This is a genomic window from Lederbergia citri (assembly GCF_018343625.1).
Lineage (GTDB): Bacteria > Bacillota > Bacilli > Bacillales > Bacillaceae_C > Lederbergia > Lederbergia citri.
Map to the genome: position 1 here is coordinate 734,408 of NZ_JAGYPG010000002.1, position 25,206 is coordinate 759,613.

At 37.8% G+C, this 25,206-nt stretch carries 24 protein-coding genes; 8 read left to right on the forward strand and 16 right to left on the reverse strand.

Going from position 1 to position 25,206, the window contains the following annotated elements; genetic code table 11:
- Positions 1 to 62: 62 nt before the first annotated feature.
- From KHA97_RS12195 to KHA97_RS12210, 4 genes are all read left to right on the forward strand, one after another.
- Positions 63 to 1,118 (forward strand): C40 family peptidase, encoded by a 1,056-nt coding sequence (locus KHA97_RS12195; RefSeq protein ID WP_213125009.1) that lies wholly within the window; start codon positions 63 to 65, stop codon positions 1,116 to 1,118.
- Positions 1,119 to 1,256: 138 nt separating this feature from the next.
- Positions 1,257 to 2,852, forward strand: coding sequence for an SWIM zinc finger family protein (locus KHA97_RS12200; protein WP_213125010.1), 1,596 nt, complete (start codon positions 1,257 to 1,259; stop codon positions 2,850 to 2,852).
- A gap of 20 nt (positions 2,853 to 2,872) precedes the next feature.
- Entirely contained in the window at positions 2,873 to 5,674 is a 2,802-nt protein-coding gene (locus tag KHA97_RS12205; RefSeq protein ID WP_213125756.1) for a DEAD/DEAH box helicase, read from the forward strand.
- Positions 5,675 to 5,692: 18 nt separating this feature from the next.
- Positions 5,693 to 6,001 (forward strand): hypothetical protein, encoded by a 309-nt coding sequence (locus KHA97_RS12210; protein WP_213125011.1) that lies wholly within the window; start codon positions 5,693 to 5,695, stop codon positions 5,999 to 6,001.
- Positions 6,002 to 6,090: 89 nt separating this feature from the next.
- On the opposite strand, the gene KHA97_RS12215 is transcribed toward KHA97_RS12210, so the two are convergent.
- Together KHA97_RS12215 and KHA97_RS12220 are read right to left on the reverse strand one after the other, a co-directional pair.
- On the reverse strand, positions 6,091 to 6,288 hold the full coding sequence (locus KHA97_RS12215; RefSeq protein WP_213125012.1) for a hypothetical protein: 198 nt from the start codon (positions 6,286 to 6,288) through the stop codon (positions 6,091 to 6,093).
- A gap of 31 nt (positions 6,289 to 6,319) precedes the next feature.
- The gene (locus tag KHA97_RS12220; protein ID WP_213125013.1) at positions 6,320 to 6,682 is read right to left on the reverse strand and encodes a single-stranded DNA-binding protein; all 363 of its coding nucleotides are present in this window, start codon (positions 6,680 to 6,682) and stop codon (positions 6,320 to 6,322) included.
- Positions 6,683 to 6,925: 243 nt separating this feature from the next.
- Between KHA97_RS12220 and KHA97_RS12225 the strand changes: the two genes are divergently transcribed.
- Complete coding sequence (locus tag KHA97_RS12225) at positions 6,926 to 7,348, forward strand: YwpF-like family protein (protein WP_213125014.1); 423 nt, start codon at positions 6,926 to 6,928, stop codon at positions 7,346 to 7,348.
- 54 nt (positions 7,349 to 7,402) lie between these two features.
- Here the strand turns inward: KHA97_RS12225 and KHA97_RS12230 are convergent, their stop codons facing one another.
- Together KHA97_RS12230 and KHA97_RS12235 are read right to left on the reverse strand one after the other, a co-directional pair.
- Positions 7,403 to 7,642: a hypothetical protein gene (locus tag KHA97_RS12230; protein WP_213125015.1), complete on the reverse strand. Its 240-nt coding sequence runs from the start codon at positions 7,640 to 7,642 to the stop codon at positions 7,403 to 7,405.
- 184 nt (positions 7,643 to 7,826) lie between these two features.
- Positions 7,827 to 9,125, reverse strand: a complete 1,299-nt coding sequence (locus tag KHA97_RS12235; RefSeq protein WP_213125016.1) for an MFS transporter — start codon at positions 9,123 to 9,125, stop codon at positions 7,827 to 7,829.
- Positions 9,126 to 9,273: 148 nt separating this feature from the next.
- On the opposite strand from KHA97_RS12235, the gene KHA97_RS12240 reads away from it, so the two are divergent.
- Both KHA97_RS12240 and KHA97_RS12245 read left to right on the forward strand, forming a co-directional pair.
- Positions 9,274 to 10,485: a helix-turn-helix domain-containing protein gene (locus KHA97_RS12240; protein WP_233713459.1), complete on the forward strand. Its 1,212-nt coding sequence runs from the start codon at positions 9,274 to 9,276 to the stop codon at positions 10,483 to 10,485.
- Positions 10,486 to 10,859: 374 nt separating this feature from the next.
- Positions 10,860 to 12,223 (forward strand): IS3 family transposase gene (locus KHA97_RS12245; protein WP_213125017.1). Its coding sequence is split into 2 segments (ribosomal slippage): positions 10,860 to 11,319 and positions 11,319 to 12,223, totalling 1,365 coding nucleotides; the frame shifts between segments, so codons are not numbered across the junction.
- 80 nt (positions 12,224 to 12,303) lie between these two features.
- Here KHA97_RS12245 and fabZ read toward each other — a convergent pair.
- The 9 genes from fabZ to spoIID all read right to left on the reverse strand — a co-directional run bounded on the left by fabZ (position 12,304) and on the right by spoIID (position 20,348).
- Positions 12,304 to 12,726, reverse strand: a complete 423-nt coding sequence (fabZ, locus tag KHA97_RS12250) for a 3-hydroxyacyl-ACP dehydratase FabZ (protein WP_213125018.1) — start codon at positions 12,724 to 12,726, stop codon at positions 12,304 to 12,306.
- A 67-nt stretch (positions 12,727 to 12,793) separates the two neighbouring features.
- A complete protein-coding gene (locus KHA97_RS12255) occupies positions 12,794 to 13,087 on the reverse strand; it encodes a DNA-directed RNA polymerase subunit beta (RefSeq protein ID WP_213125019.1) in 294 nt (97 codons plus the stop codon).
- A gap of 112 nt (positions 13,088 to 13,199) precedes the next feature.
- Positions 13,200 to 14,030 (reverse strand): flagellar hook-basal body protein, encoded by an 831-nt coding sequence (locus tag KHA97_RS12260; RefSeq protein WP_213125020.1) that lies wholly within the window; start codon positions 14,028 to 14,030, stop codon positions 13,200 to 13,202.
- A gap of 23 nt (positions 14,031 to 14,053) precedes the next feature.
- Positions 14,054 to 14,827 (reverse strand): flagellar hook-basal body protein, encoded by a 774-nt coding sequence (locus KHA97_RS12265; RefSeq protein ID WP_213125021.1) that lies wholly within the window; start codon positions 14,825 to 14,827, stop codon positions 14,054 to 14,056.
- Positions 14,828 to 14,861: 34 nt separating this feature from the next.
- Positions 14,862 to 15,863: a rod shape-determining protein gene (gene mreB, locus KHA97_RS12270; protein ID WP_213125022.1), complete on the reverse strand. Its 1,002-nt coding sequence runs from the start codon at positions 15,861 to 15,863 to the stop codon at positions 14,862 to 14,864.
- 225 nt (positions 15,864 to 16,088) lie between these two features.
- Positions 16,089 to 16,361: a sporulation transcriptional regulator SpoIIID gene (gene spoIIID, locus KHA97_RS12275; RefSeq protein WP_213125023.1), complete on the reverse strand. Its 273-nt coding sequence runs from the start codon at positions 16,359 to 16,361 to the stop codon at positions 16,089 to 16,091.
- 463 nt (positions 16,362 to 16,824) lie between these two features.
- A complete protein-coding gene (locus tag KHA97_RS12280; RefSeq protein WP_213125024.1) occupies positions 16,825 to 17,856 on the reverse strand; it encodes an N-acetylmuramoyl-L-alanine amidase in 1,032 nt (343 codons plus the stop codon).
- Between the two features lie 297 nt (positions 17,857 to 18,153).
- The gene (locus KHA97_RS12285) at positions 18,154 to 18,975 is read right to left on the reverse strand and encodes a M23 family metallopeptidase (RefSeq protein ID WP_233713460.1); all 822 of its coding nucleotides are present in this window, start codon (positions 18,973 to 18,975) and stop codon (positions 18,154 to 18,156) included.
- Between the two features lie 353 nt (positions 18,976 to 19,328).
- Positions 19,329 to 20,348 (reverse strand): stage II sporulation protein D, encoded by a 1,020-nt coding sequence (spoIID, locus tag KHA97_RS12290; protein ID WP_213125026.1) that lies wholly within the window; start codon positions 20,346 to 20,348, stop codon positions 19,329 to 19,331.
- An 833-nt stretch (positions 20,349 to 21,181) separates the two neighbouring features.
- Here spoIID and KHA97_RS12295 point away from each other — a divergent pair.
- Positions 21,182 to 22,545, forward strand: a protein-coding gene (locus KHA97_RS12295; protein ID WP_213125017.1) for an IS3 family transposase whose coding sequence is annotated in 2 segments (ribosomal slippage) — positions 21,182 to 21,641 and positions 21,641 to 22,545 — 1,365 coding nt in all. Because the reading frame shifts where the segments join, the coding sequence is not laid out codon by codon here.
- 67 nt (positions 22,546 to 22,612) lie between these two features.
- Here KHA97_RS12295 and murA read toward each other — a convergent pair.
- The 3 genes from murA to KHA97_RS12310 all read right to left on the reverse strand — a co-directional run bounded on the left by murA (position 22,613) and on the right by KHA97_RS12310 (position 25,195).
- Positions 22,613 to 23,917 carry a UDP-N-acetylglucosamine 1-carboxyvinyltransferase gene (murA, locus tag KHA97_RS12300; protein WP_213125027.1) on the reverse strand — a complete coding sequence of 435 codons (1,305 nt, stop codon included), beginning with the start codon at positions 23,915 to 23,917 and terminating at the stop codon, positions 22,613 to 22,615.
- A 32-nt stretch (positions 23,918 to 23,949) separates the two neighbouring features.
- Positions 23,950 to 24,681 carry a YwmB family TATA-box binding protein gene (locus tag KHA97_RS12305; RefSeq protein WP_213125028.1) on the reverse strand — a complete coding sequence of 244 codons (732 nt, stop codon included), beginning with the start codon at positions 24,679 to 24,681 and terminating at the stop codon, positions 23,950 to 23,952.
- Between the two features lie 280 nt (positions 24,682 to 24,961).
- On the reverse strand, positions 24,962 to 25,195 hold the full coding sequence (locus KHA97_RS12310; protein ID WP_213125029.1) for a DUF1146 family protein: 234 nt from the start codon (positions 25,193 to 25,195) through the stop codon (positions 24,962 to 24,964).
- Between the last annotated feature and the right edge of the window lie 11 nt (positions 25,196 to 25,206).

The following is a 25,206-nucleotide window of genomic DNA, read 5'->3' on the forward strand; positions in this document are numbered from 1 at the left end:
TAAAGTGCAAAATTATGGTAAAATTACCTAAATAAAAAGGGATCTAGGGGGATTTTAATTCAATGCATAAAAAAGTAGTGACAACTGCAACTGCTGTCTTTTTGGCTGCCTCTTTCACTGGAACTGCTTCTGCGGCAACTTATGAAGTTAAAAGTGGAGACTCTCTTTGGAAAATTGCCTCGAGTTATAATACAACGGTCAATCAATTAAAAGAATTGAATCAATTGAAAAGTGAATTAATATATCCAAAACAAATTTTACAGGTTTCTTCAGAAGATGTTAAAAAAGAGCAAGCGAAACCAGCTGCTCAACCAAAACCTGCATCTAAACCTGCTCCTGCTCCTCAAGCTGCAACGTATACAATTAAATCCGGAGATACTTTAAGTAAAATTGCTTCTAACTATAAAGTTTCGGTCGCTCAATTATACGAATGGAATAATCTTAAAAACGACTTGATTCACCCAGGACAAGTGTTGAAGATCTCCAACAGTAAGTCAACTGTGTCTGCGGATCCTGCTCCGAAAACGGAAACGGTAAAAAACAATAACTCCGTTCCAACTACTGATACATACAAAGTTGTTTCTGGAGATTCACTTAGTAAAATTGCCCTTAAATATGGCACAACAGTCAACGAACTTAAATCATTGAATGGTCTTACTTCCGATATGATTCGTGTTGGACAAGTATTAAAGGTAAATGCAAAGGCTACGACTGAATCTAAACCGGCAGAAAAAGTCGAAGCTCCTAAAGTAACTGACGATGTTTCAGCCATTATTAAAATTGCTAAAAGCTCTATTGGTACAAAGTACGCTTGGGGTGGTACGACACTTGCTGGATTTGATTGCAGTGGGTTTGTCTACTATGTGTTCAATCAAGCAGGAAAAAAGATTGCACGCTACGGTACGGACGGATATTATGACCGTTCTTATTATGTAAATAAACCCGAGCCTGGAGATCTCGTATTCTTTGAAAATACGTATCGTGCTGGAATCTCCCATATGGGAATTTATCTTGGCAACGATGAGTTCATTCATGCAAATGATGGTGGGGTTGAAATTTCCAGCTTAAACACACCATATAATAAAAGTAAATTCAACGGCTTTAAGAGATTTTATTAATATTTTCATATTTTGGTATAAAAACCGTCTTCTTGACGGTTTTTTTATTTGTCCAAACCTCCTCTCTCCAAAATCAACCCGTCATAGTGACAAATTGATGGAAATAGCGATATAATAAGGTTTTGGAGGTTTATTATTATGTATAATCAACAATTACTTCAACATATACAATCTTATAGCCAAGAACTTAAGAGCTTGCTTGATCCTAGGAGCGAGGTGCATGAAAAGCTCATTCAAAAAGGGATGATCCTTTTTCGTCAGCAGCTTGTTTATGGTGTGAAATTTTCCAACGAAAAAGTGGAGGCGAAAGTTCAGGATGTCACGCCCGTGAATGTGGAAATGGTTTTTAGCCACCCGTCCAATAGTACTTGCACATGTCCTGAAGAGGGAATTTGCCGGCATCAAGTCGCCTTGTTTTTCACTGTTTTGAGCAGGACGCAAAGTGTCTTCTTATGGCTGCAGGAATGGAAAAGCCACTACCAAATCGCCGACGTGCTTTCTACTTTGCAACGTGGTTCTGATTTGTTGAAAAACATGCCTCCACAACTAGAAAAAGGGCCGGATCAATGGATTGAACGAATACGTAATGCCTATCAAAACACATCTGTTAAAAATTTTTATCAGCTTGAAGAATGGGCAAGAGTTTCTTATAAACGTCTACTTGGATTTGCGCCTGTAGAACGAGAATGGAAGCCTTTATTTCAGTTGTTTGCGGCATGCGAGTCGTTAAAAGTCATTAATTCGCTTGCCTCGGAACCGAAAAAAAGATCCCATTTACGGTCTTTCACAGAACAAATGCTTGAAGAAGCAGATGAGGCTTTGTCCAAACTAGCAACGACGGCTTCTCCATTTGCATTTGATGAGTATTTTCATTATTTACGTGAAAATAGCCAGAGTTTCTTGGAAGATGAAACGGTTTTTCCGACTGAATTTACTGATATTTACATGAAGCTCTGGTCTGAGTTATTTAAAAAGAAAAAAGAATTAATGCAGGAATGGAAGCATCTTAATGAAAAAATGGAGAAAGAGCATGACGAGCGAATCGACATTGCTTTTATCCATATCGCCATCCTATTAGGAGAAGACGATGCGGCGATAAGACAAATGAAAGAGCTTGGACAACAGATTGCTCCTTATGCTTTACGATGGATGAAATTACTGCAAAAAGAAAGACCCAAAACGCGGCTCAATCTTTATTTGCCTGTTTTCATTGATCAGATTACAACATTTATTTCCTCCTTGACCCACAGCTATGAACAAGCACAGTTTACAAGGGCGTTTTTTCAAATTTTAGATAGCAATGCCGCTTTGAATCTTGATTCATCCCTTTTAGAAAAGGTGTACATGAAATTACTGCCTTATAGCCGATTTCAATATAATGAATTTTTACTCGCAAAACAAGATTATAAAAAATGGGCGGAGCTTCAAGTTTATTCAAAAAATGGTATTGATTTTATTGATCGGCACACAATAGAGATTGTCGCAAAGCATGACCCTTCTGCACTCAAGCCTCTATACCACGAGTCGATTACCGCACTCATCAATAACCGTGGCCGTGATTCGTATAAACGAGCTGTCCGTTATTTAAAAAGGCTACAAAAGCTTTATAAAAAAGAAAAGAAACTAATGCAATGGGAACTTTATTTTTCAACATTGCTCGATAAAACAAAACGTTTGCGTGCATTTCAGGAAGAATGCGAGAGAGGAAAACTCATAAATGAGAATTCCAAATAGTTGAAAGGACTTAAATTATGATGAATCTTGAGACAATCCAACTTCATATTATCCCTTTGGATACAGGTTCATTTTTCATATACGCTACAAATGAGGTTGACCCTACTGCTTGGAAGCAACAGCTCTTTCTTTGGCATGAGGAAAGCTTTTATGGTTCTTTTATCGAAACGAGAGAACGAGATCACCATGTCGGGGTTGAAATTGATAGCTACGAGTTATTGACGCTGCTTGGAAAAGAACGGTTCAGTTCGCTCATTTCTTGGGATTGGAACGAACCGGGAGATGCCTTGCTCGCCGTTTCATCCGTCATTTTCGAAGCGATTCAATCAGGAAAATGGCATCCTCAGTTTACGAATGATGATGATTCGATTTTTACATGGAAGGTTCCTGAAATGATCTGGGATGAGTTTTCGGCTGATTTCTGGAAGCAGCCTTTTTACGAGGAATCGATGGAACAGTTCGTCTCCCGTTTTTTTCATCGTGCTCTATCCATCTACTTAGAACAAGGTCATGAAGGGGAAGCTGTTTCGAAAAAAATAGAGCAGCTTAAAAACAGCCCTCTATCGGCTGAGGAACTCGAAGCTTATTTTGATGAAGACCGCTTTCAAGAATGGATCAGTACAACTGAAGATGCTTTGCCGTTTGTACTTGGCATCCGTCTATCTGAGCCTGACGATGATCAAGACCCGTGGATTTTGGAAACGGTGCTGCGTGATGTAAAAAATCCGGAACGAATCATTCCACTCTCTGAACATAAACGTTTTCCAAAACGTTGGTTTTCATTTTTGGATTCTGTTTATGAGGAAGAGGATCGTTGGGTAAAATTATTTCCGTGGCTTAAAGGTGAAGATGGTCTCGTACGGGAACTTGATGAACCATTAGCGTGGAATTTCCTTACGGATGCAAGTGAAAAATTCCTTGCGCTTGGTGTTGAAATCCTCCTTCCTTCCTGGTGGGAAGCGATGCGTGCTGCCAATATGACGGTTCGAGCAAGAGTAAAACAAACCGGAACGAATTACCGTCCATCCTTTGTAGGTCTTGATTCGATGTTGAATTTTGATTGGCGACTTTCGATGAATGGTGCCGACCTTTCTGAAGAAGAGTTTCACTCTCTCGTTCAGGAACAGAGAAGGCTTGTAAAAATTCGAGGTCAATGGGTAAAGCTTGATCCGAAAATGATTGCCCACATCCAAGCATTAATGGCTCAAGCACGAAAAGAAGGATTACGAGTTCAGGATATTTTTACATTGGGCGATGAAGAATATGAAACCATCGATCTTGATGAATATGATCCGCGTGCTTTTGCCAAAATCAAAATCGAACTTAATCAGTCGTTAAAAAAGATGCTGAGACAACTAAATACCATTTCTGAAATTCCTGAAATAAAAGTACCGACAACATTATCAGGGGAACTCAGGCCGTATCAACAGCTTGGGTTAAACTGGCTCGTGTTCCTAAGGCAATTTGGATTCGGTGCCTGCCTTGCTGATGATATGGGACTCGGGAAGACCATTCAGCTTATAAGTTACTTGCTTCATGTCAAAGAAACTGGATTAAACGACACCCCTGCTTTGATCATCTGTCCAACCTCCGTTCTTGGAAATTGGCAACGGGAATTAGAGCGTTTTGCTCCAAGTTTGAATGTCGTTTTACATTACGGTTCCAACAGAGCAAAGGAAGAAGCTTTTATCGGCATGACGAAAACAGCGGATATTGTGCTTACGAGCTACGGCCTATCCCATCTTGATTCGGAGGAATTCTTATCAGTAAACTGGAGCACGATTGCACTCGATGAAGCACAAAATATAAAAAATGCCGAAACGAAACAGTCGAGGGCCATTCGGAAGTTTAAAGGGACTCATCATGTCGCCTTAACAGGAACGCCGATGGAAAATCGCTTATCTGAGTTGTGGTCGATTTTTGATTTTATCAACCATGGTTATTTAGGGACGTTCGGCCAATTTCAAAAGAATTATATTTTACCGATTGAGCGAGATAATTCGGAAGCAAAAATTCATGAGCTGCAAAAGTTAATCAGACCATTTTTACTAAGAAGAACGAAAAAAGATCCTGAAGTAGAATTGAATTTACCTGATAAACTGGAGCAAAAGGAATATTGTGCATTGACAGCTGAGCAGGCGGCACTTTATGAAGATCTTGTTCAAGAAACGTTTGGTAAGATAGAGACTTTATCGGTATTCGAAAGAAAAGGTATGATTTTACAAATGTTGAGCAAGTTGAAACAGTTGTGCAATCATCCTGCTCTATATTTGAAGGAGGAAGTCCCAGAAAATATCGTGAATCGCTCTAATAAACTTGGTGCGCTAGTGGAATTAGCTGATTCTATCATGGCAACTGGAGAAGCTTGTATTATTTTCACACAATACATCGGGATGGGTGAAATGATTCGTAAGATATTAGAGGCACGTTATGAAATTTCAGTACCGTTCTTAAATGGAAGTATGCCAAAGGCCCAAAGAGATCATTATGTCAGCAGCTTCCAAGCAGGAGATTTTCCATTCTTCCTTCTTTCGTTAAAAGCTGGTGGAACTGGACTTAATTTGACGGCTGCAAATCATGTCATCCATTACGACCGTTGGTGGAATCCTGCTGTTGAAAATCAAGCAACTGATAGGGCTTATCGGATTGGACAAAATCGCTTTGTTCACGTGCATAAATTTATTACTACGGGGACATTGGAAGAGCGAATTGATTTGATGCTGGAGAAAAAACAAGCATTAAACGAAGAGATTATTCGAAGTGATCAATGGATGGCGGAGCTTTCAAATGAGGAATTGCATCATTTGCTGGCGCTCGCTTAGTTGGGAGGACGTCTTTTAATGAATCAACTCAAACAATTGCTTTCCACTTTGAAAAAGAGAGATGAATTGTTTCATCAGGAACGGGATGAGCTGCGGAATGATTTTTTACTCAGGGGAATTTGTGAGACTGAAGTGGATGGGCTACTTGACGACCCATCCCTCTTTCCTACTTCGTGGCTTCCTGAAACCTTGCGCTGGAAGTCACTAAGTGAGGCGGGAAACGTGCTCCCTGTTTTGCTTAAAGAAGCGGCACTGTATTTGGAGTGCGATGTGCCTCCACTTATTGAAAAAGAAGAAGCTGAAAAAATGATTCAATCCAAAAAATAGGGGCTGCCCACTTTTGCGAGCAGCCCCGTTCAATTGGAGGGATGCTAAAGCGAGGATGGATCAATGAAAGGCACATGGGGGAAAGAAAATTATTGTGCCATTATTTTTTTTACGAAGCTAGAATGATGGGTTTTAGAAAATGATTCCGTTTGCTGATTTTGGAGAAGGAATTCAAGTTGAGTAACTCTTTGTGATAATTGATGAATTTGTTGGTTGGCTTTTCCGAGTTTAAAGATGAGGTCTCCAATCAGTATTTCAATTGAATCGTTGTGTTGATTCGTTCTCAAAAATTCACCTCCTTTAAAGTTAACGCTTTCATTAGAATGGCAATAATTCCTTTTCATCTGTTTTCTCTTCTGCTGGGCGACTGCCCAAAAATTTGACAGTATCAGCGATGACTTCCGTGACGTAAACCTTTTTTCCTTCTAATCCGTCATAATTCCTCGTCTGGATCCTGCCCATGATGCCGATCAGCGAACCTTTGGTGCAATATTTTGAGGTGTTTTCTGCTGCTTTGTTCCATAATGTACATAATACAAAGTCAGCATCAAAGTCGCCTTTGGCATTACGGTAATGACGGTTAAGAGCTAGTGTTACATTCATCACAGGTGTCCCTTCCATTGTATACCGTATAACTGGATCTTTCGTAAGCCTGCCTACTAGTGTCACTTGGTTTATCAACTTTTTTTCAACTCCTTTTTTGCAGGGTATTCCCATCTTATAGCACATTAATTTTTGTGTAAAATGAGTGAGGTCTTCTTTTAATCTCTCTGTCATGACTAAAATCGACATAATCTATAGAGAAAATTCTTTTTTCAACACACCTCTTATTTGAAATTCAATTTTTACATTGTTTACACTTTTTTATTTAAGATGGGAAAGATGATATAATTTTATAAAAGAACGGCGTGGGGGCATGCTTAAATGAAAACTTTTAAAATTGTTGCTCTGCAAATTTACGAAGAAAAAAAAGCGACAGATATTCCCCTTAAAGATGGGTTGATCATCAATAAGGAAAATGAAGACGGATATTGGATCATTGAAGCCTTCGTGGACAAGCAGTATATCGGGCATTTTCAAAAAAGACATGAAAGCCAGGAACTTTTTGAAATCAGGGTTATCATTACTCACGCAGCTAACGATCCAGCACCTTTTACTGTAAAAGTAAATACTCTCCAAGTATTGGGAGAAAACATCAGTGTTTTATTCGAAGGCCGTTTGAGTAAACGACGCAATGAATACCCTGAAATGTTGCTGGATGACTTAATTAAAGAAGGTTTAAGTGGTGACCAGCTTATAGAGGAGTTTCGGAATCGGATGAAGAAAGGGCGAGACTATAAAGGTTGAACAACCAATAATTAATAATATATAAAAAAAGAAAGCAGGGTTTTTGTCCCCTGCTTATCTGTTGGTGTCCGTATTATTCATGTTATTGTTTGGATTTGTATCAGTATTATTATCCAGGCCATTGTTGTTGACTCCGTTATTGTCGTTGACACCATTGTTATTGTCTGGAGTAGTTGGAACATTTGTATCATTATTCGTATTCGGCGGAGGCGGTTCTTGGTTATTCGTTGCACAACCCACTAGTAGCATGGATGCTAATGCCATTCCTCCAATAATTTTTACTGCTTTTTTCATTTGGTAAGCTCCTTTCAGATTTTGACATCGCGATGAAAATTGACCCTGCGCATGGTCTGACCTTAGCTTTCCCAATTTCTCCAAAAACGTGCATATTTTTTTTCTACCAAAAAAAATAAAAAATGGTACTGGAATAATTGTCCCAGTACCACCTATATAACCTATTTTTTTCTTATATAAACATTTATTGTGACACAGTTTTTGCTTTAATCACCTTTTTTTCAAAACGCTCTGGATGAGCCATACGAATGATTGAAGGCCTGGCTAATCCTAACACCACACCTATAAGGAGAGCCGTAGACGCAAGCAATACCCACTGAGCCGGAAATAAGTCATAAAGAAATCCGTAGATCACCATTCCAAGCGGCAAAAGTGCCATCGCCATCGTTTCAAGGATGGAAAAAATTCTCCCTTTGTAATCATCATCAATTTGCTTTTGCATCATCACTTGGATTGGAGTATTCACAAGAATGATCATAGATCCGAATCCGAACATAAGAACAATATAATAAATGACGTTAAGATTGTAAGACATGGACATTAATAACGGCAGACCTGTTCCCCCCATAAAAAGCCCCATTGCAAGAATGCCTCTTTTTGATACGATAAGTGGATATTTTACTTCTTTACGGACAGAGAAGTATATAGACATCAGCAGCATCCCTAATGCGAAGGCTCCTTCAGTAAAGCCAAAATGCTGAGCAGCCATTTTTAATTTTTCAATGAGTACGTACGAATAACCCACCTCAAACGCCCCAAAACAGAAATTCACCATTAGTGCGATCCAAATGATGGCCATGATGACAGGCTGTGTTTTTAAATAAGCAAACCCTGCTTTCATACTTTGCCACATAGGCTCTTTTGCTTCTCCTTCTGCTTTTTCCTTCCGCTTTGCAAATAATTTAAAGTTCATCGTTGATTCAAGAATGACGGCAAAAATGGAAGCAAAGATATAAATAATTAGAAATACTGGAAGAGACACAGCTCCGTATAAAAGACCGCCAACTGCCGGGCTTCCGATTGAAGCGAATGAAATTGACATTTGGTTTAATGACATCGCTTTTTGAATTCTTTTTTCATCAACAAGTCCAGTTATTGAGGAACTAAATGTAATTCCTGAGAATATGGATGTCAATGACAGAATACATGTCGTTACATAGATTGCAATGAGTGAAATACCCACTGTAGAAGTGACGATTAACAGTCCACATATGGCTAAAGTTGTAGCGATTTGAGATAGAATAACAATCTTTTTTCTAGAGTAATTATCGGCAACATACCCTACAAATGGTCCAACCAATGTTTTGGGTAAAATATTACATATTAAATTTGTAGCAAAACTCGTTGCAGATCCTGTCGTCTGCAAAATATAAAAGCTAATCGCGAATGCGTATACATTTGCTCCAAATGTTGAAATTAGCTTACTCGTCGTAAACGTCCATAAGTGGTATGTTGCTCTTTTTAGCTTTAATGCCTCTTCCATGAAAACACTCCGTTCAAAAAAGTTTAATGTGATTAAACAAAATATACCACCTATTGACTTTCATTGCAAGCAAAAGTTTAATATAATTAAACTATATTAATGTAAGAGGTGTTGTAAAATAGATACTCTAGGTGAACGAATTAGGGATTTGAGAAAACAGAAGAAAATGACATTAGAAGGACTTGCAGGGACTACTATGACTAAGGGAATGCTTAGTTTAATTGAAAATAATAAGGCAAGGCCTTCAATCGAAAGCTTAACATATATTGCAGAGCAGCTTGAAGTTGACGTCTCTGTATTGTTGGGTGCGATCCCCCCATATCATTTTAGTGAAGTTCTTGAGGAAGTTGAGTTGTTATTTAATATTGAATTTGACCAAAAGACAGACGAATATAAAAAAATCATTTCAATTGTTGAACCATTGCTGGATAAACTTAATCAAGGATATGAATCGGCACGTCTTTTAGAAATCGTAAGTCGTTGTCTTTATCATGAAGGGATGGACGGATGGCAAGATACTTCTGATAAGGCTGCCCTATTATATGATCAGATGAACTTGGGGGCTAGACGTGCTGAAATAGGGTTGTTTCGTGCGATGATGAAATTTTCGGAACATGATTATAAAAAAGCATTAGAAATTCTACTCCGAGAGCGTACGGAAATTGAATCAAAATATGCCTATATTGATCCGATGACTCGTGTCGATTTAGACTTCCATGAAGCTATATTGCATTTTGCTGTGGGAGACTCGGATTCGGCTACTCACATTATGGAAAGTGCCATGGAATATTCAAAAGAGCACCGTATTTTTTTCCGGATTGACGATTTGTACAGAGTGGCGGCTGGACACGCTTTAATGTTTAAAAATGATGAAAAAAGAGTTTATTACTTACAAAAGTTAAGACAATACGGGGAATTTGCGGATGATATGAACTCGCTTATATTTTGCGATTTATTAAATATCGAATATCTAGTAATGAATCAATGTTACACAGCCGCCTTAGAAGAAATCGATTCACATTTAAAGGATCCTAGTTTGACTCAATTTTACGAACAATTCTTCTTTCTTGAAAAGGGAAAAGCTTTATTCGGGCTTCAGCAATATAAAAATGTTCTCCATTTGCTTGATAAAATCAATGTGCCATCCTTTGTGCATCATCCATTTGATTTATCTATATTTTATGTTGCAGATTCTTATAAAGCACGTTGTCATATGGAATTGGGAAATTTTGATAAAGCTTTGGCACTTGCTGAACTTGCGATTAAAAATATCAGTCCTATGCCAGACACTCCGTATAGAGATTTTAGTTTTGAAACGTATGAATTGATTAAGGAGAAGATGAGCGAAGGGAAAATATAGTGTTGAGATTTGTTATGGGGTTTCACTCTACATGTTTATGGTGGACGAATGGTGGGTGGATTTGTTACCTTTGTGATTATTTTCCAACTGTGGAGGGCACATATAATGCGATTGGTTACCTTCACAACCATCTTTCCTACCGTGAAGGGCACATATACAGTGATTGGTTATCTTCACGACCATCTTTCCTACCGTGAAGGGCACCTATACTGCGATTGGTTACCTTCACGACCATATTCCAAATCGTGAAGGGCACCTATATTGCGATTGGTTATCTTTACGACCATATTCCCCCAAAAAAATCCCGCTCCAAACTTACTTGTGAACTGCCCCGTAAATGTTAGACACTAAACTAACATTTACGGGGTGTTTTTATGTCAAAGTATACAATGGAAATAAAATTAGACGCAGTGAAACGTTATTTAAGTGGAGCTGATAGTTATAAAGATATTGCAGAAAGTATTGGTTCAACTAAGTCTCAAGTTATCAACTGGGTAAAGTTATTTGAGGCACAAGGAATCAAAGGTTTTGAAAAAGACTATACAGCTTACTCTATTCAGTTTAAACTAGACGTACTTAATTTTATGAACGAAACAGGCGCTTCTCTTCGAGAAACAGCGAGTAAGTTTAATATATCTTCTCCAAGTACTATTTATCATTGGGAGCAGATATTAAAAAAACAAGGGCTGGATGCGCTAGAACCAAGGAAAAAGGGGCGTCCATCCATGAAGAAGGAAACCAATAAAAACGAATTAAATAAATTGGCACCAGGTGAAGACTCAGTAGAAGCGTTACAAGCGAAAATCAAGCGTTTAGAAATGGAGAATGCTTACTTAAAAAAGTTGAATGCTTTAGTTCAGATGCAGGAAAAATTACAAACAAAATCAAAGCGCAAGTAATTTTTGAACTAAAGGATCAGTATGAAGTTGTGGATTTAGTTGAAGTCGCAGGCATTCCACGTAGCACGTACTATTATTGGGAAAAACGTTTAGATCAAGCAGATAAATATGGACAAGTAAAAGAAACAATCAAGATAATTTACCACGAACATAAAGGCCGTTATGGTTATCGCCGTGTCGCAAAAGAGTTGAGGAAACACGGTTATTCACACGATCCTAAAACAATTAATCGTCTAATGAATGAGATGGGCTTAAAATGTATGGTCCGCATGAAGAAGTATCGTTCTTATAAAGGGAACGTGGGTAAAATCGCGCCGAACGTGTTACAACGTGATTTTAACGCAGATAAAATGAATCAAAAATGGGTAACAGACGTGACCGAATTCCATCTATTTGGGGAAAAACGTTATTTGTCTCCTGTTCTCGATTTGTGCAATGGCGAAATTATTGCATATAAAGTCATGAATCGACCGGTCTATCAACTGGTGAGTGATATGTTAGATGAAGCGATTAAACGTATCCAACCAGAAGATAAAGTCATTCTTCATTCTGATCAAGGATGGCATTATCAAATGAAGAAGTATCAGAAAACATTACAAGAGCACCAGATTACACAAAGTATGTCCCGTAAGGGCAACTGCTTGGATAATGCCGTTATGGAGAATTTCTTCGGTTTATTAAAATCTGAACTACTGTATCTGCAAGAATTTGAAAGTATGGCGCACTTTGAAAAAGAATTAGAAGAATATATTAGGTATTACAATTACAAACGAATGAAGGCAAAATTAAAAGACTTGAGCCCAGTAGAATACCGAACTCAAGTCTTAGAAGTTGCCTAAAATTATTTGTCTAACTTTATTGGGTCAGATCACTTGCCATGTTTGAAGCGGGACTTTTTTTCCATTCATAAATTCCAAAATTATTTTAAAGCAAATGTAATTTCCGCTTCACACGCAACTTCTCCGTCTACGGTTGCGATCCCTTTTCCTCTTCCAATCGGGCCTTTTACGCGGGTGATTTCGACTTCCAGGCGAAGTTGGTCACCTGGTCTTACTTGGCGCTTAAATCGGCAGTTATCAAGACCAGCTAGAAAGCCGATCTTCCCACGATTTTCTTCCTTTTTTAGCATAGCTACGGCACCGACTTGAGCTAATGCCTCAACGATCAAAACACCTGGCATTACTGGAAAATCAGGAAAATGACCATTGAAAAACTCTTCGTTTGCTGAGACATTTTTTATCCCAACCACTTTCTGACCCTCTTCAATTTCAATAATTTTATCAACTAATAAAAATGGATAGCGATGAGGGATGATTTCTTTTATTTGTTGGATATCAAGCATGTTGCATCCTCCTTTTTTGTATAATAAAGGGCCACCAGCTTTGCTGATGAACCCATGTTGATGTTCCTTACTTTTTTTCCACAACAAGATCTACGATGTGAGTCCATGTTTCTTTTTTCAAAACGTCTTTTGGATTCTCACCGCCCATAACACCATAGCCGACCATTAAACCACCTATTAGGCTCCCGGCGACCAAAGCGATTACGAGGAAAAGACGCAGCCAAATTGGAATTAAACGAACTCGAATTCGCTTTGGAATCGCGTTCTTTTTAGCTTCTTTTCTTTCGGCTTTTTCCTCGCGTTTTTTCTTTTTTATATCTTCTCTCGATTGTACTTCTGCTTGGCTGATCTCTTTCGCCATATGGTAAACTCCTTTGCTCCCAAATGGCGCAGCCTTTTTCGCCTATTAAAACTGGGAGTATGAATAAATGTTTCTTTATCATATCACATTTTATCAAAATTGGTTGCGTTTTTTAACGAATTCCGTTAACTAGCCCCATCATTTGATCTGACACGGTAATTGCTCGAGATTGAAATTGCAGTGCACGTTGAACGTTCATGATATCAGTGAGTTCTTTGCCTAAATCGACATTAGAGCCTTCTAAGGCTTGTTGCTGCATCGCAATTGTATTTCGTTCTGGTCCTGCCAAGTCTGTAAAGACCAAAGCAGGATTTACCGTATTATTATCAGGTAATCCAATAAGTGAATCACCTTTTTGTTCCATATATTGCGGTTTATTCAAGGCAATAACCCCTAAATCAATGTTGGCTTGTCCTTGTTCGCCGCTCGCTTGAAACGTTCCATGATTTGTAATCGTAAAACGATTTAATTGGTCTGAAAAAATAACCGGATTATTATTTTGGTCTAAGACAGCATGCCCATCCTGTGTAACAAGCATTAATTGATTATTTCCTGATGGAGTTACATAAAGAGCACCGTTTCGTGTAAATCTTATATGAGTTCCACTGTCATCTTGAACGCGGACTTTTAAAAACTGGTTTTCAGATGTAAAAGCAAAATCTAAGAATCTGCCTGTATTTTGGATAGGGCCTTGATTCAAAACGATAGCTGATTTTGAAATCTTGGCACCGACCCCTTGGCGAATTCCATGCGGAGACAACCTTTCGATTTCATTTTCCCGAGAAGGTTGATTATTAATCTCCTGAAAAACCATATCTGCGAAAGAAACATCTCTTCTTTTAAAACCCTTCGTCCCTGAGTTTGCGATGTTATTGCTTATGATATCAAATTGCTTTTGCAGCTGGCTCAAAGTGTTGGTTGCCGTCGTCATTGATCTGTTCATCACTCAGTCTCCTTGGAAAATACTTATCCATTTACTCTTCCAATTTCGTTCACTGCTTTTTCCATACTCCTGTCATATGCTTGAAGAATTTTTTGATTCGCTTCAAACGCCCTATATGCCGTGAGCATATCAGCCATCGCACGAGTGGGATCGACGTTGGATGCTTCTATAAAGCCTTGTGATATTGAAAACGTACCATCAACGTTTGGAAGCTGTCCATTATTTTCTGTACGATAAAGACCGTTTCCTTCCTTGATGAGTGCTTCAGGGTTTTCCGCAGCTGCGATTCCAAGTCGTGCAACCTGAGCACCATTTTCCTCGATGATTCCATTGCTCGTTACCTTAAAACGATCACTATTTAAACGAATCTGATTGCCATTTACATCAAGGACAGAAAAACCTTCTGTTGTTGTCAGCAAGCCTTCGGCATCCAAAGTAAAGCGTCCGTTCCGCGTATATTTAGTTTGGCCGTTTTCTTCCACTATAAAAAATACGGGTGTGCCTTCTAAATCTGTTAGCGCAAGATCCGTTCCTATATCTGTTTGCCGAAGATCACCTTGAATGAATCGGGGTAACGTTTCTTGCATATAAACTCCCGTATTGATTGGGCCAACTGTTTCTGACTTTGCCTTGCCTGCCTCAATACGTTGTAGAAGCATTTCTGGAAATGCCCGTATAGTAGATGTATCTTCCTTAAAGCCAGGAGTATTTATATTCGCCATATTATTCGTCAATAAATCCGTTTTTCGTTGCTGTGCATACATCCCGGATGCTGCTGTATAAAATCCACGTAACATCGAATCACCTCAGTTAAATAATCTGGGCCAATTTTTAAACAAAGCTGCGACGTAAAATTTTGTCCATGTTTTCAAGCATGATTCCAGTTCCAGTTGCTACAGCGTCCATTGGATGTTCCGCAATAAGAACCGGAACTCTTAATTCCTCGGCTAGAAGCTGGTCGATACCGTGGAGAAGAGCCCCACCGCCTGTTAAAATCACACCGCGATCAATAATATCAGCTGATAATTCAGGTGGAGTTTTTTCAAGTACATTTTTAGCAGCTTGAACAATTACATCAACGGATTCGCGAAGTGCTTCTTCAATTTCTTTAGAATTCACAGAGATTGTTCGTGGGAGACCTGTCACCATGTCACGTCCACGAATTTCCATTTCCTCATAACGTGCTCCTTGGAAAACTGTACCGATATTAATTTTAATGCTCTCAGAAGTTCTTTCCCCAATTAGAAGCTTGTATTCTCTTTTTACATAGTTCAAAATTTCAGTGTCAAAATTATCGCCTGCCATCTTGATGGATGCAGATGTTACGATATCTCCCATCGATAAAACAGCAATATCTGTTGTACCTCCGCCGATATCAATAACCATATTACCGCTCGGTTGGAAAATATCCATTCCCGCTCCAATCGCAGCTACTTTCGGTTCTTCTTCTAAATAAATTTTCTTTCCGCCGCTTTTTTCAGCTGCTTCTCTAATTGCTTTTTGCTCTACGCTTGTAATATTTGTTGGGCAGCAGATTAGAATACGAGGCTTTGATAAGAAGCCTTTTACATTCAATTTATTGATGAAATGCTTTAGCATAGCTTCTGTCACATCAAAATCTGCAATGACGCCATCTTTTAACGGACGAATGGCCACAATGTTTCCTGGTGTCCTTCCGACCATTCTTCTTGCTTCTTCCCCAACTGCCAGTACTCTGTTTGTATTGCGGTCAATAGCAACTACTGACGGCTCATTTAAAACAATCCCTTGCCCTTTTACATGAATCAAAACATTTGCTGTCCCCAAATCAATCCCAATATCTTTCGCTAACATACAATAATCCCTTCTTTCGACATTTTTATCTATTTATTTTTTATGTACGCTATTTTCCATTTGGATCATTATTTCCTAAGAAAAAAAGCAACTGAGATAGGCATTTTCATTTTATTTCCCTAATTGTTTATTTTACCATATTCAATTTGTAAATTGGCATTAATTGAAAAAATTATTGTTTTTTCGACATGAAATTTTCAAAATAAAAAGGAAGCATCCGCTCCCTTATTTCAATGAACCACTTTTTAGTTCTTCTTTTCTATATTTTTGCTTCGTCGCTTCTCCACCACGTAAATGTCTTATCGATTTATGGTAATCCAAAATCAATTTTACTTCATTTGCTAAATCTGGATTGATCTCTGGTAAGCGCTCTGTTAAATCTTTATGGACAGTACTTTTGGATACTCCAAACTCCTTCGCAATTACACGAACTGTTTTTCTTGTCTCCACGATATACCTTCCAATCTTGATCGTTCTCTCTTTGATGTAATCGTGCACACCGCTCGCCCTCCTCGAATTGGATGTGAGGAGTGTGAAATGAGACTCGTCAGTTTTCAAAAAATATACTCCATCTGCTCAAGCTGGCTAGTTATTGATTACAGCCTTCCGAAGCTTGCGACTGTGTAGTGAAATCTTTATTTGAAATCCATCTCTCTTTTCTGGATATAAAATAAATCTATAACTGAATGTGGATTCTATGCAACGATTGCTCACCTCAAACACTCTCTTTTTTTTGTACAGTTTGTATATACTTATTGTGTTTAAGGCAGATATATGCGTAAAATGAGACAATATTCCATGATGCCTTGGTCCAGTTGGGTTTGCGATTGATTTATTATTAATTGAATAGTAGTTATATGTTGAACGAAGTTAAAATATTTCCCGGGTAATGTCGTAAAAAGTGGAAGGGGAGTTTGCTAATGAATTAGAAGCACAAAAAACCTGTTTAAAGTTAAACAGGTTAGTGAAAATAGTTTTGTAGCCCTTGGACAATTGAGTTTGCCACTTGTTCCTGATATTGATTGTTTTGAATGGCACTTAAGTCATTCAAGTTTGTAATAAATCCCAATTCTAACAAAATAGATTGGGGATGATTGTTCCTTAATACATAGTAATCTCCTAATTGGACACCATTATTTTTCAATGGAGTTTGTTTGTTTAACTGTTCCTGAATGGCAATAGTTAGATTTTTATCAGCAGGATGATAATAATATGCATTGATTCCTCTTGCTCCAGTATTCTTATGGGCGTTATGATGGATACTGATAAAGACACTTGAAGGAAAATCTCGGCTGATATTTACACGATTATGTAATCCGACATACCGATCATCCTGTCTAGTCATAATGACCGTTGCACCTGCTTGTACTAATTTCTTTTTGATTACTTCAGCAGTGCTATAATTTATATCTTTCTCCAATAAACCACCGATTCCAATAGCTCCAGGGTCCAGCCCCCCATGACCGGCGTCTAATATAATTGTTTTTCCGCGAAGAGTATCTGGATTTATTGCACTTGTATGTTCCTGATTAGAGGAAACAAGCCATCCGGCAATCCATGCAGTTTGTCCATTTTTCAAACGAATATTCTTCCAATCTCCTTTTGTCTCAATCCATGAAAACGTGTCACCATACTTAGCAAAAGCGACGATTGGATAATTTGTTCCTGGTCCACTTCTTAAACGAACACTGTCTGCAGTGACGCTAACAAAAGTGTCCACCTTGTTAATTGAATTATATAAAAAATACGATGCAACCCAACCCGTTTTACCTTGAAAATTAATCTTTGCCCAATCAAATTGAATATCTAGCACATTAACAATATTTCCTTCAGGCAAGGCACCAATGACTTCGGACTTCAAAGATGGTTCAGACCTGATATTCAAAGAGTTTGTACCTACTTTGTAATCACCTTCAGCATTAACCTCCTCACCGATTCCTAAGAAAAGAAAAAAAACGATAGATATAAAGCCGATTTTTTTTAATTGTCTCATGCCTTCCTCCTCACGTTTTTCCCTTATTATCTTGTTATTTAGCTACGAAAACTAGAAGGCATTTTTCCTATTTTTTACACATTATTCTTTTCATTATTACAAGAAATGGCTATATTCTTCATGCTTTCTTAATATGTCTTTGCAATTTATTGGTAAATTTTTTGATGATTAGAGTAAAATATCTATCTAAATTCCCTTTATATTTCATTTTTCTTTCTTTTATTACAAAACAAATAGTATTATTTTCTAATGCATAAAAAAAGACGGACCATTTGCGGCCCGCCTCCATATACTGCCTTATTCTTCGGTTTGAGTTTCGTTAGATTGAGAGTTATCTCTTTCCTCTGTATCCTCAGAATCCTTTACGTCTTCTGTTCCCTCTTTGGACTCTACTTGTCCAGAGATTTTGGAATCATTCACATCTGCCTCAGTTAATGCAGTAAGTGATTGTCCAATATAAGTCAGTGGGTTTAGTGCTTTATTATCTTTTCTAATTTCAAAATGAACATGATTCTTTGCAGCCATATTTAATTGGCTTGTACTAGATGTAGCGAGTAAGTCACCTTGTTTCACCTGATCGCCTGCTTTTACTTTTATATCTTTAACAGACTGATAAATGGTAACGACTCCTTTTTCATGTTCCACTTCAATCACATTTCCTAGCAATGCATCTTGACGAACATCAGCAACTTTTCCGCTAAGGGCAGCAACTACTTCAAACTCTGAACCATCATTCTTGCCAATATCGATTCCCAGATTCGGACGATATTTATTTCCATCTACTATGATTGCTTCTTCTTGCTTGTCTGCAGAGGCATTTGCATCAAAAAATTTTGTTACAATTCTTGCCTCATCTTCATTCTTAACTGGCATCACGATATTTTCAAAAGACTGGTTTACTTCAATAACTGGTTCATCATTTTTGTTGCCAGAAATATTTTTGCCATTCTCTGTGACCTTTGGATCTTTTGCAGAATTATTACTGCTTGCTTGATACCAAACAATCGTAGAAATTAGCAATGCTGCTGCTACAAGATAAACTGCTGGAAATACCCACCGCTTTTTGAAAAAAGTTTTCCATTGAGAAGATCGATTCTTTTCTTCCTCTCTCATTTTCATCACCTCTGTCACCATTCTGAACAGAAAGCGAGAATAATATACTTCGAAAATTGAATTTATCCACTTATTTTTTCGACAAATGTAAAATATTATACATTTTTATTAAAAAAAGAAGGAAGTGCCTTTCTCATCGACTTACTGGCCCACATGATACAGGCCCTTGGACTTAGAGAAAGGAAATACAATAATCCTTTAGACGATTTGATTTTGACTTATCATAAGTAGAAGAACAGAATTTTGGTAGTCGTTAGGCATTGGAGCTGGACAACACAACCTCAAATAATTAACAAAACTTATCATTTCATAATTAACAAAAAAATGCTGAATCCACATACAGTGAATCCAGCAATCTTTTATTTCGAGGCCAATTTTTTGTCATCTATTTGATCAACGTTCGATATCGCAATACCTTGATAATAATGCGTAACTATTTCATCGTATTTTTTGCCCTCTAGGGCCATCCCATTTGCACCGTATTGGCTCATGCCTACTCCGTGGCCAAATCCTTTTGTTGAAATAACGATTGAATCTCCTTTTCTAGCCCAAGTAAAGTCTGTGGATCTAAGATCTAACTTTTCTCTTATTTCTCTGCCGGTAAAATCCTTACCGTTAATATTAACTTTAGCGACTTTCTTTCCTGACGTTCTTCCCGTAATCGTTCCTATATCATTCCCAGTCCCGATTTTGACACCTAACTTTTTTTCAAATTCAGAAATGGTCAATACTTTTTGACTATTAAACTTTGGCGATTTTGTATCCCAAGGACTTTCAACGCTTTTTAAGTAAGGAATTTGATTTTTCCAATAGTCTTCCGCGTTTTCAGTATAGCCATTACTTGTTGAAAAAAAGGAAGCCGTAATTGGTTTTTGATTGTATGTTAAAATTTTGCCTGCAGTAGCTTTTACAGCTTCTGATACCTTTTTAAATTTCCATTCATAATCTTTTCCCCATTGTTTTTTTAATTCTTCTTTATTTTTATAAACTTGGTGATTTACAGTATCTACAATATTTGCTCCTTCTGGAATGGTGTCGTCGTCAGTAGAGTTCATGAGTTGGTTCACGATATAGGTTCTTGCCGCGAGAGCCTGTGCCTTCAGAGCTTCCATTTCAAAATCTGCTGGCATTTCCGATGCAACTACTCCAATAACATACTCTTCAAGAGGAAGTTTTTCGATTTTTTTAGTGCTTGATCGGAATACTGCTACCTCCATCGAGGGTTCTTCTTTCGATGTTTTCTTCTGTTTAATCTCCTTCAGTTCTTTTAGCTCCCCTTCCATCTTATCTTTTGTAGGATGAACAAGGATAGCTGGGATGGTGAACGATAGTGCTAGTAAAATAACTGCGAAGATGAATGCTGGTTTTAATTGCTTCATGCCTATTCCCCCAATACAAAATTAAGGCGACGAGATTCATCACCCTGCTTTTAAAATATATGGGCATGGACAAGCATTTATGACATGCTTTGGGGATTGTTCACATTCGTATAATTATTGGCGGTGAATTTGAAGAATACTTGGATTTTATCGTAGTTATTTGGGACAATTTTTTTTAATTTAAAGCTAAATATAACTATTAAATTGAAAAATTTTTACTTAAGTGTTTCTATTGGATGTCGTCTGCTTTCTTTTCGCTGTCCGACGTGTTCTATTCATCGTCGTGCGTTTTCTATTCGCCATCGGAGCAATTCTATTCGCCGTCAAGCCCATTCTATTCGCCATCGGGGCAATTCTGTTCCTCGTCAAGCCAGTTCTATTTGCGATCAGATGTGTTCTATTAAATTTTCCCATGTAAGTGAATTGAAAATTAGTTGTACTTTAGGTTAACACTTCGGGTGTTAGTGGTTTATTTTAAATTTTGTTTGATCGACCAATTTTCTTATATTACAAGTTGAATTGTCCAATATGCTAGCTTTGTTGGACATTTTATTAGACATACCTCTCTTGTGATACAAGTAATATGCCCAATATACCAGTTTTTTTAGACATAACTCTATTGTGATTCGTGTGATATGTCCAATAAACAGTGTTATGGAAAAAATCCTATGTTACATGTAACTTATGAATAAAACTGTGAAAAAAAATGCAATTCACCATTAACATAGGAAAACGTTTATAGAAGACAAAATCACCTTACCAAAAATAAAAAACCCGCCATTGAACTGCCCCGTAAATGTTAGACACTAAACTAACATTTACGGGGTGTTTTTATGTCAAAGTATACAATGGAAATAAAATTAGACGCAGTGAAACGTTATTTAAGTGGAGCTGATAGTTATAAAGATATTGCAGAAAGTATTGGTTCAACTAAGTCTCAAGTTATCAACTGGGTAAAGTTATTTGAGGCACAAGGAATCAAAGGTTTTGAAAAAGACTATACAGCTTACTCTATTCAGTTTAAACTAGACGTACTTAATTTTATGAACGAAACAGGCGCTTCTCTTCGAGAAACAGCGAGTAAGTTTAATATATCTTCTCCAAGTACTATTTATCATTGGGAGCAGATATTAAAAAAACAAGGGCTGGATGCGCTAGAACCAAGGAAAAAGGGGCGTCCATCCATGAAGAAGGAAACCAATAAAAACGAATTAAATAAATTGGCACCAGGTGAAGACTCAGTAGAAGCGTTACAAGCGAAAATCAAGCGTTTAGAAATGGAGAATGCTTACTTAAAAAAGTTGAATGCTTTAGTTCAGATGCAGGAAAAATTACAAACAAAATCAAAGCGCAAGTAATTTTTGAACTAAAGGATCAGTATGAAGTTGTGGATTTAGTTGAAGTCGCAGGCATTCCACGTAGCACGTACTATTATTGGGAAAAACGTTTAGATCAAGCAGATAAATATGGACAAGTAAAAGAAACAATCAAGATAATTTACCACGAACATAAAGGCCGTTATGGTTATCGCCGTGTCGCAAAAGAGTTGAGGAAACACGGTTATTCACACGATCCTAAAACAATTAATCGTCTAATGAATGAGATGGGCTTAAAATGTATGGTCCGCATGAAGAAGTATCGTTCTTATAAAGGGAACGTGGGTAAAATCGCGCCGAACGTGTTACAACGTGATTTTAACGCAGATAAAATGAATCAAAAATGGGTAACAGACGTGACCGAATTCCATCTATTTGGGGAAAAACGTTATTTGTCTCCTGTTCTCGATTTGTGCAATGGCGAAATTATTGCATATAAAGTCATGAATCGACCGGTCTATCAACTGGTGAGTGATATGTTAGATGAAGCGATTAAACGTATCCAACCAGAAGATAAAGTCATTCTTCATTCTGATCAAGGATGGCATTATCAAATGAAGAAGTATCAGAAAACATTACAAGAGCACCAGATTACACAAAGTATGTCCCGTAAGGGCAACTGCTTGGATAATGCCGTTATGGAGAATTTCTTCGGTTTATTAAAATCTGAACTACTGTATCTGCAAGAATTTGAAAGTATGGCGCACTTTGAAAAAGAATTAGAAGAATATATTAGGTATTACAATTACAAACGAATGAAGGCAAAATTAAAAGACTTGAGCCCAGTAGAATACCGAACTCAAGTCTTAGAAGTTGCCTAAAATTATTTGTCTAACTTTATTGGGTCAGATCACATATTAGACAAGGGGCGGATTTTTTAGAATTCACTTATGAATTTGTTTCAACAGCTGCTGTTTCCACGGATGGTGTATCGCTTAGATCTTTCACTCGTTCGATGTCTGCTCCAAGGGATTGGAGTTTGAGGTGGAAGTCTAAATATCCGCGGTCAAGATGTTTTAATTCTGTAACACGGGTGTAGCCGTCTGCTTTTAGGCCAGCAATAATGAGCGCAGCTGCAGCACGTAAGTCTGTGGCAGCTACTTCTGCACCTTGAAGCTGGCTCGGTCCATTAATGATAACAGAGCGGCCCTCAATTTTAATATCAGAGTTCATTCTGCGAAATTCCTCTGCATGCATATAGCGATTTTCAAAAACAGTTTCTGTGATGATGCTTGTTCCTTCAGCGCAAACGAGTAAAGCCATCATTTGTGATTGCATATCTGTCGGAAAGCCGGGGTGGGGCATTGTCTTTATATCTGCAGCCTTTAATTTGTCAGGCCCGATGACACGAATTCCATTGGATTCTTCTATAATTGTTACGTTCATTTCTTCCAGCTTCGCAATGACAGACGACAAATGTTCAGGAACGGCTCCCTGGACAAGTACGTTGCCTCCTGTAATTGCAGCTGCAACCATGAATGTACCTGCTTCGATTCTGTCTGGAATAATTGTATGGTCGGCACCATACATTTTCTCTACTCCCTCAATACGAATTGTACCTGTTCCGGCTCCTCTAACAAAAGCACCCATACTATTTAAATAATTGGCGAGGTCAACGATTTCTGGCTCTTTAGCACAGTTCTCAATTATAGTTGATCCTTCAGCAAGAACTGCCGCCATCATAATATTTTGGGTTGCACCGACACTTGGGAAGTCTAAATAAATCTTTGCACCTCTCAATTTGTCGACTGTTGCTTCAATGAAGCCATTCTCTACTTTTACTTTTGCCCCCATTGCTTCAAAGCCTTTTAAATGAAGGTCGATGGGACGAGAACCAATTGCACAGCCACCTGGTAAAGCAACACGCGCTCTGCCTTGTCTAGCTAGCAAAGAGCCCATCACGAGTACTGAAGCTCTCATTTTTCGAACGTAATCAAACGGTGCTTCTATGTTTAGATCCTCTGATGCATCCACAATAATGGTTTTATCCACAAATTCAACGCTGGCATTTAGATGACGCAGCACTTCACCTATTGTATATACATCGGAGAGAGTCGGAACATCTCGTATGATGCTCTTTCCTTCACTCGCTAATAATGATGCAGCGATCACAGGCAATACGGCATTTTTTGCTCCTTCAACTTTAACAGTGCCGCTCAGCCTTTTTCCGCCGCGGACGATGATTTTTTCCAAGAGAATTCCCCTCCGCGTCCATATTCTTTATATTAATATTCAATCGTCAAGATGGGTGTGCCGACCACAAAGGTCGTTCCCGTACCCATTTCATTTTTCCTAAGTCCAATTTGCATATTCATTTGTTTGTTTGTAAAAGATAAGGTTTGGGCAAAAAGAGAGGAAAATGCTGATATGGAGTAAAATTCCTTTTCTTTAAGGGATTCAACTTCAGATGCATGCAGTGAGTGCAATAATCCATCCAAAGAATGATCAACAAATTCTTTTAGTTCCTCACTGAATTCGCCTTTTATACAAGAGAATAATTTGGGATTTTCTTTAAAAAGATGCATAACTGTTTTTCCAGTTAACTCAGCAAATTTTGGATTCCAGTTCTCCCCATTAGCTTCGTAAATTAAGTACGAAGTTGTTTGTCTATTACTGGCAGAAAGAATTTGTATCGATTCGCTAAACGGTCCATGATCAATAAAACCATGTATAGAATATGTACCATTTGCTTTGGACAATTTCCATTTCATATTCGGAAATTGATCTTCTAATTCTTGCTTTTTCGCCAACCACTTTTCTTCAGTAAGAAGATAGACGGATTCTCTTGCATATAAAGACCATCCAGTAATCTTGCCATGATGTTTATCAACGATTTTCGCCAAGTTTTGAATATCAGTTGATGTCGGTGCTGCAATGGTGTTATTCCCAATAAAAATAAAGATGAAACCAAATGCTATAATAATTTGAGATAAAATGGAAAATCTATTAATTCTCATGATCCTTCCCCCCTTAGTTACATTGTTACCACTATGGGGAAAGTAATACTTGAAGAAAAACGTCAACTATAGACGATAATAGACTTTTTTCATCGACAAATTTCGAGTCACCACTTCAAATAATATACAAAAGAAGTCATATTGAAAACAGGTAAAAAGGCCCATTATGCATTAAAAGTCTGTTACATTTGTCTTAGTTCTCTTAAAAATTGTTAAATTGAGGTTTTACATTGAAGTTATTTTTATAAATTGGGGAAACTCCCTATATAAATTCCTAAAATTAAAATAGAAGTTGTAATTGTCTGGACCAATATAAATAGTCTAAAAAAAAGTTGCTTGCAGCGGAACCAATTACAATCGTCAACAAAATATAAAGCAATCGTGCTTGAAAAACTTTATTTGCTCTAATGAGTTTTTCAAAATTTAACGCTTGTAGAGCAAAAAAAGTAATACCAATGAAAAATAAATGGGAGAGTAAATTGATCAAGGCTTGCTGACCAAGATTCTCGAGCATCTTTTATCACC

Excerpts from the sequence above, each read along its gene's own strand:
- KHA97_RS12195 (WP_213125009.1), top strand. The coding sequence starts at position 63 with ATGCATAAAAAAGTAGTGACAACTGCAACTGCTGTCTTTTTGGCTGCC.
- KHA97_RS12200 (WP_213125010.1), top strand. The coding sequence starts at position 1,257 with ATGTATAATCAACAATTACTTCAACATATACAATCTTATAGCCAAGAA.
- KHA97_RS12205 (WP_213125756.1), top strand. The coding sequence starts at position 2,873 with ATGAATCTTGAGACAATCCAACTTCATATTATCCCTTTGGATACAGGT.
- KHA97_RS12210 (WP_213125011.1), top strand. The coding sequence starts at position 5,693 with ATGAATCAACTCAAACAATTGCTTTCCACTTTGAAAAAGAGAGATGAA.
- KHA97_RS12225 (WP_213125014.1), top strand. The coding sequence starts at position 6,926 with ATGAAAACTTTTAAAATTGTTGCTCTGCAAATTTACGAAGAAAAAAAA.
- KHA97_RS12230 (WP_213125015.1), bottom strand. The coding sequence starts at position 7,642 with ATGAAAAAAGCAGTAAAAATTATTGGAGGAATGGCATTAGCATCCATG.
- KHA97_RS12235 (WP_213125016.1), bottom strand. The coding sequence starts at position 9,125 with ATGGAAGAGGCATTAAAGCTAAAAAGAGCAACATACCACTTATGGACG.
- fabZ (WP_213125018.1), bottom strand. The coding sequence starts at position 12,726 with ATGCTTGATATCCAACAAATAAAAGAAATCATCCCTCATCGCTATCCA.
- KHA97_RS12255 (WP_213125019.1), bottom strand. The coding sequence starts at position 13,087 with ATGGCGAAAGAGATCAGCCAAGCAGAAGTACAATCGAGAGAAGATATA.
- KHA97_RS12260 (WP_213125020.1), bottom strand. The coding sequence starts at position 14,030 with ATGAACAGATCAATGACGACGGCAACCAACACTTTGAGCCAGCTGCAA.
- KHA97_RS12265 (WP_213125021.1), bottom strand. The coding sequence starts at position 14,827 with ATGTTACGTGGATTTTATACAGCAGCATCCGGGATGTATGCACAGCAA.
- mreB (WP_213125022.1), bottom strand. The coding sequence starts at position 15,863 with ATGTTAGCGAAAGATATTGGGATTGATTTGGGGACAGCAAATGTTTTG.
- KHA97_RS12280 (WP_213125024.1), bottom strand. The coding sequence starts at position 17,856 with ATGAGACAATTAAAAAAAATCGGCTTTATATCTATCGTTTTTTTTCTT.
- KHA97_RS12285 (WP_233713460.1), bottom strand. The coding sequence starts at position 18,975 with ATGAAAATGAGAGAGGAAGAAAAGAATCGATCTTCTCAATGGAAAACT.
- spoIID (WP_213125026.1), bottom strand. The coding sequence starts at position 20,348 with ATGAAGCAATTAAAACCAGCATTCATCTTCGCAGTTATTTTACTAGCA.
- KHA97_RS12305 (WP_213125028.1), bottom strand. The coding sequence starts at position 24,681 with ATGAGAATTAATAGATTTTCCATTTTATCTCAAATTATTATAGCATTT.
- KHA97_RS12310 (WP_213125029.1), bottom strand. The coding sequence starts at position 25,195 with ATGCTCGAGAATCTTGGTCAGCAAGCCTTGATCAATTTACTCTCCCAT.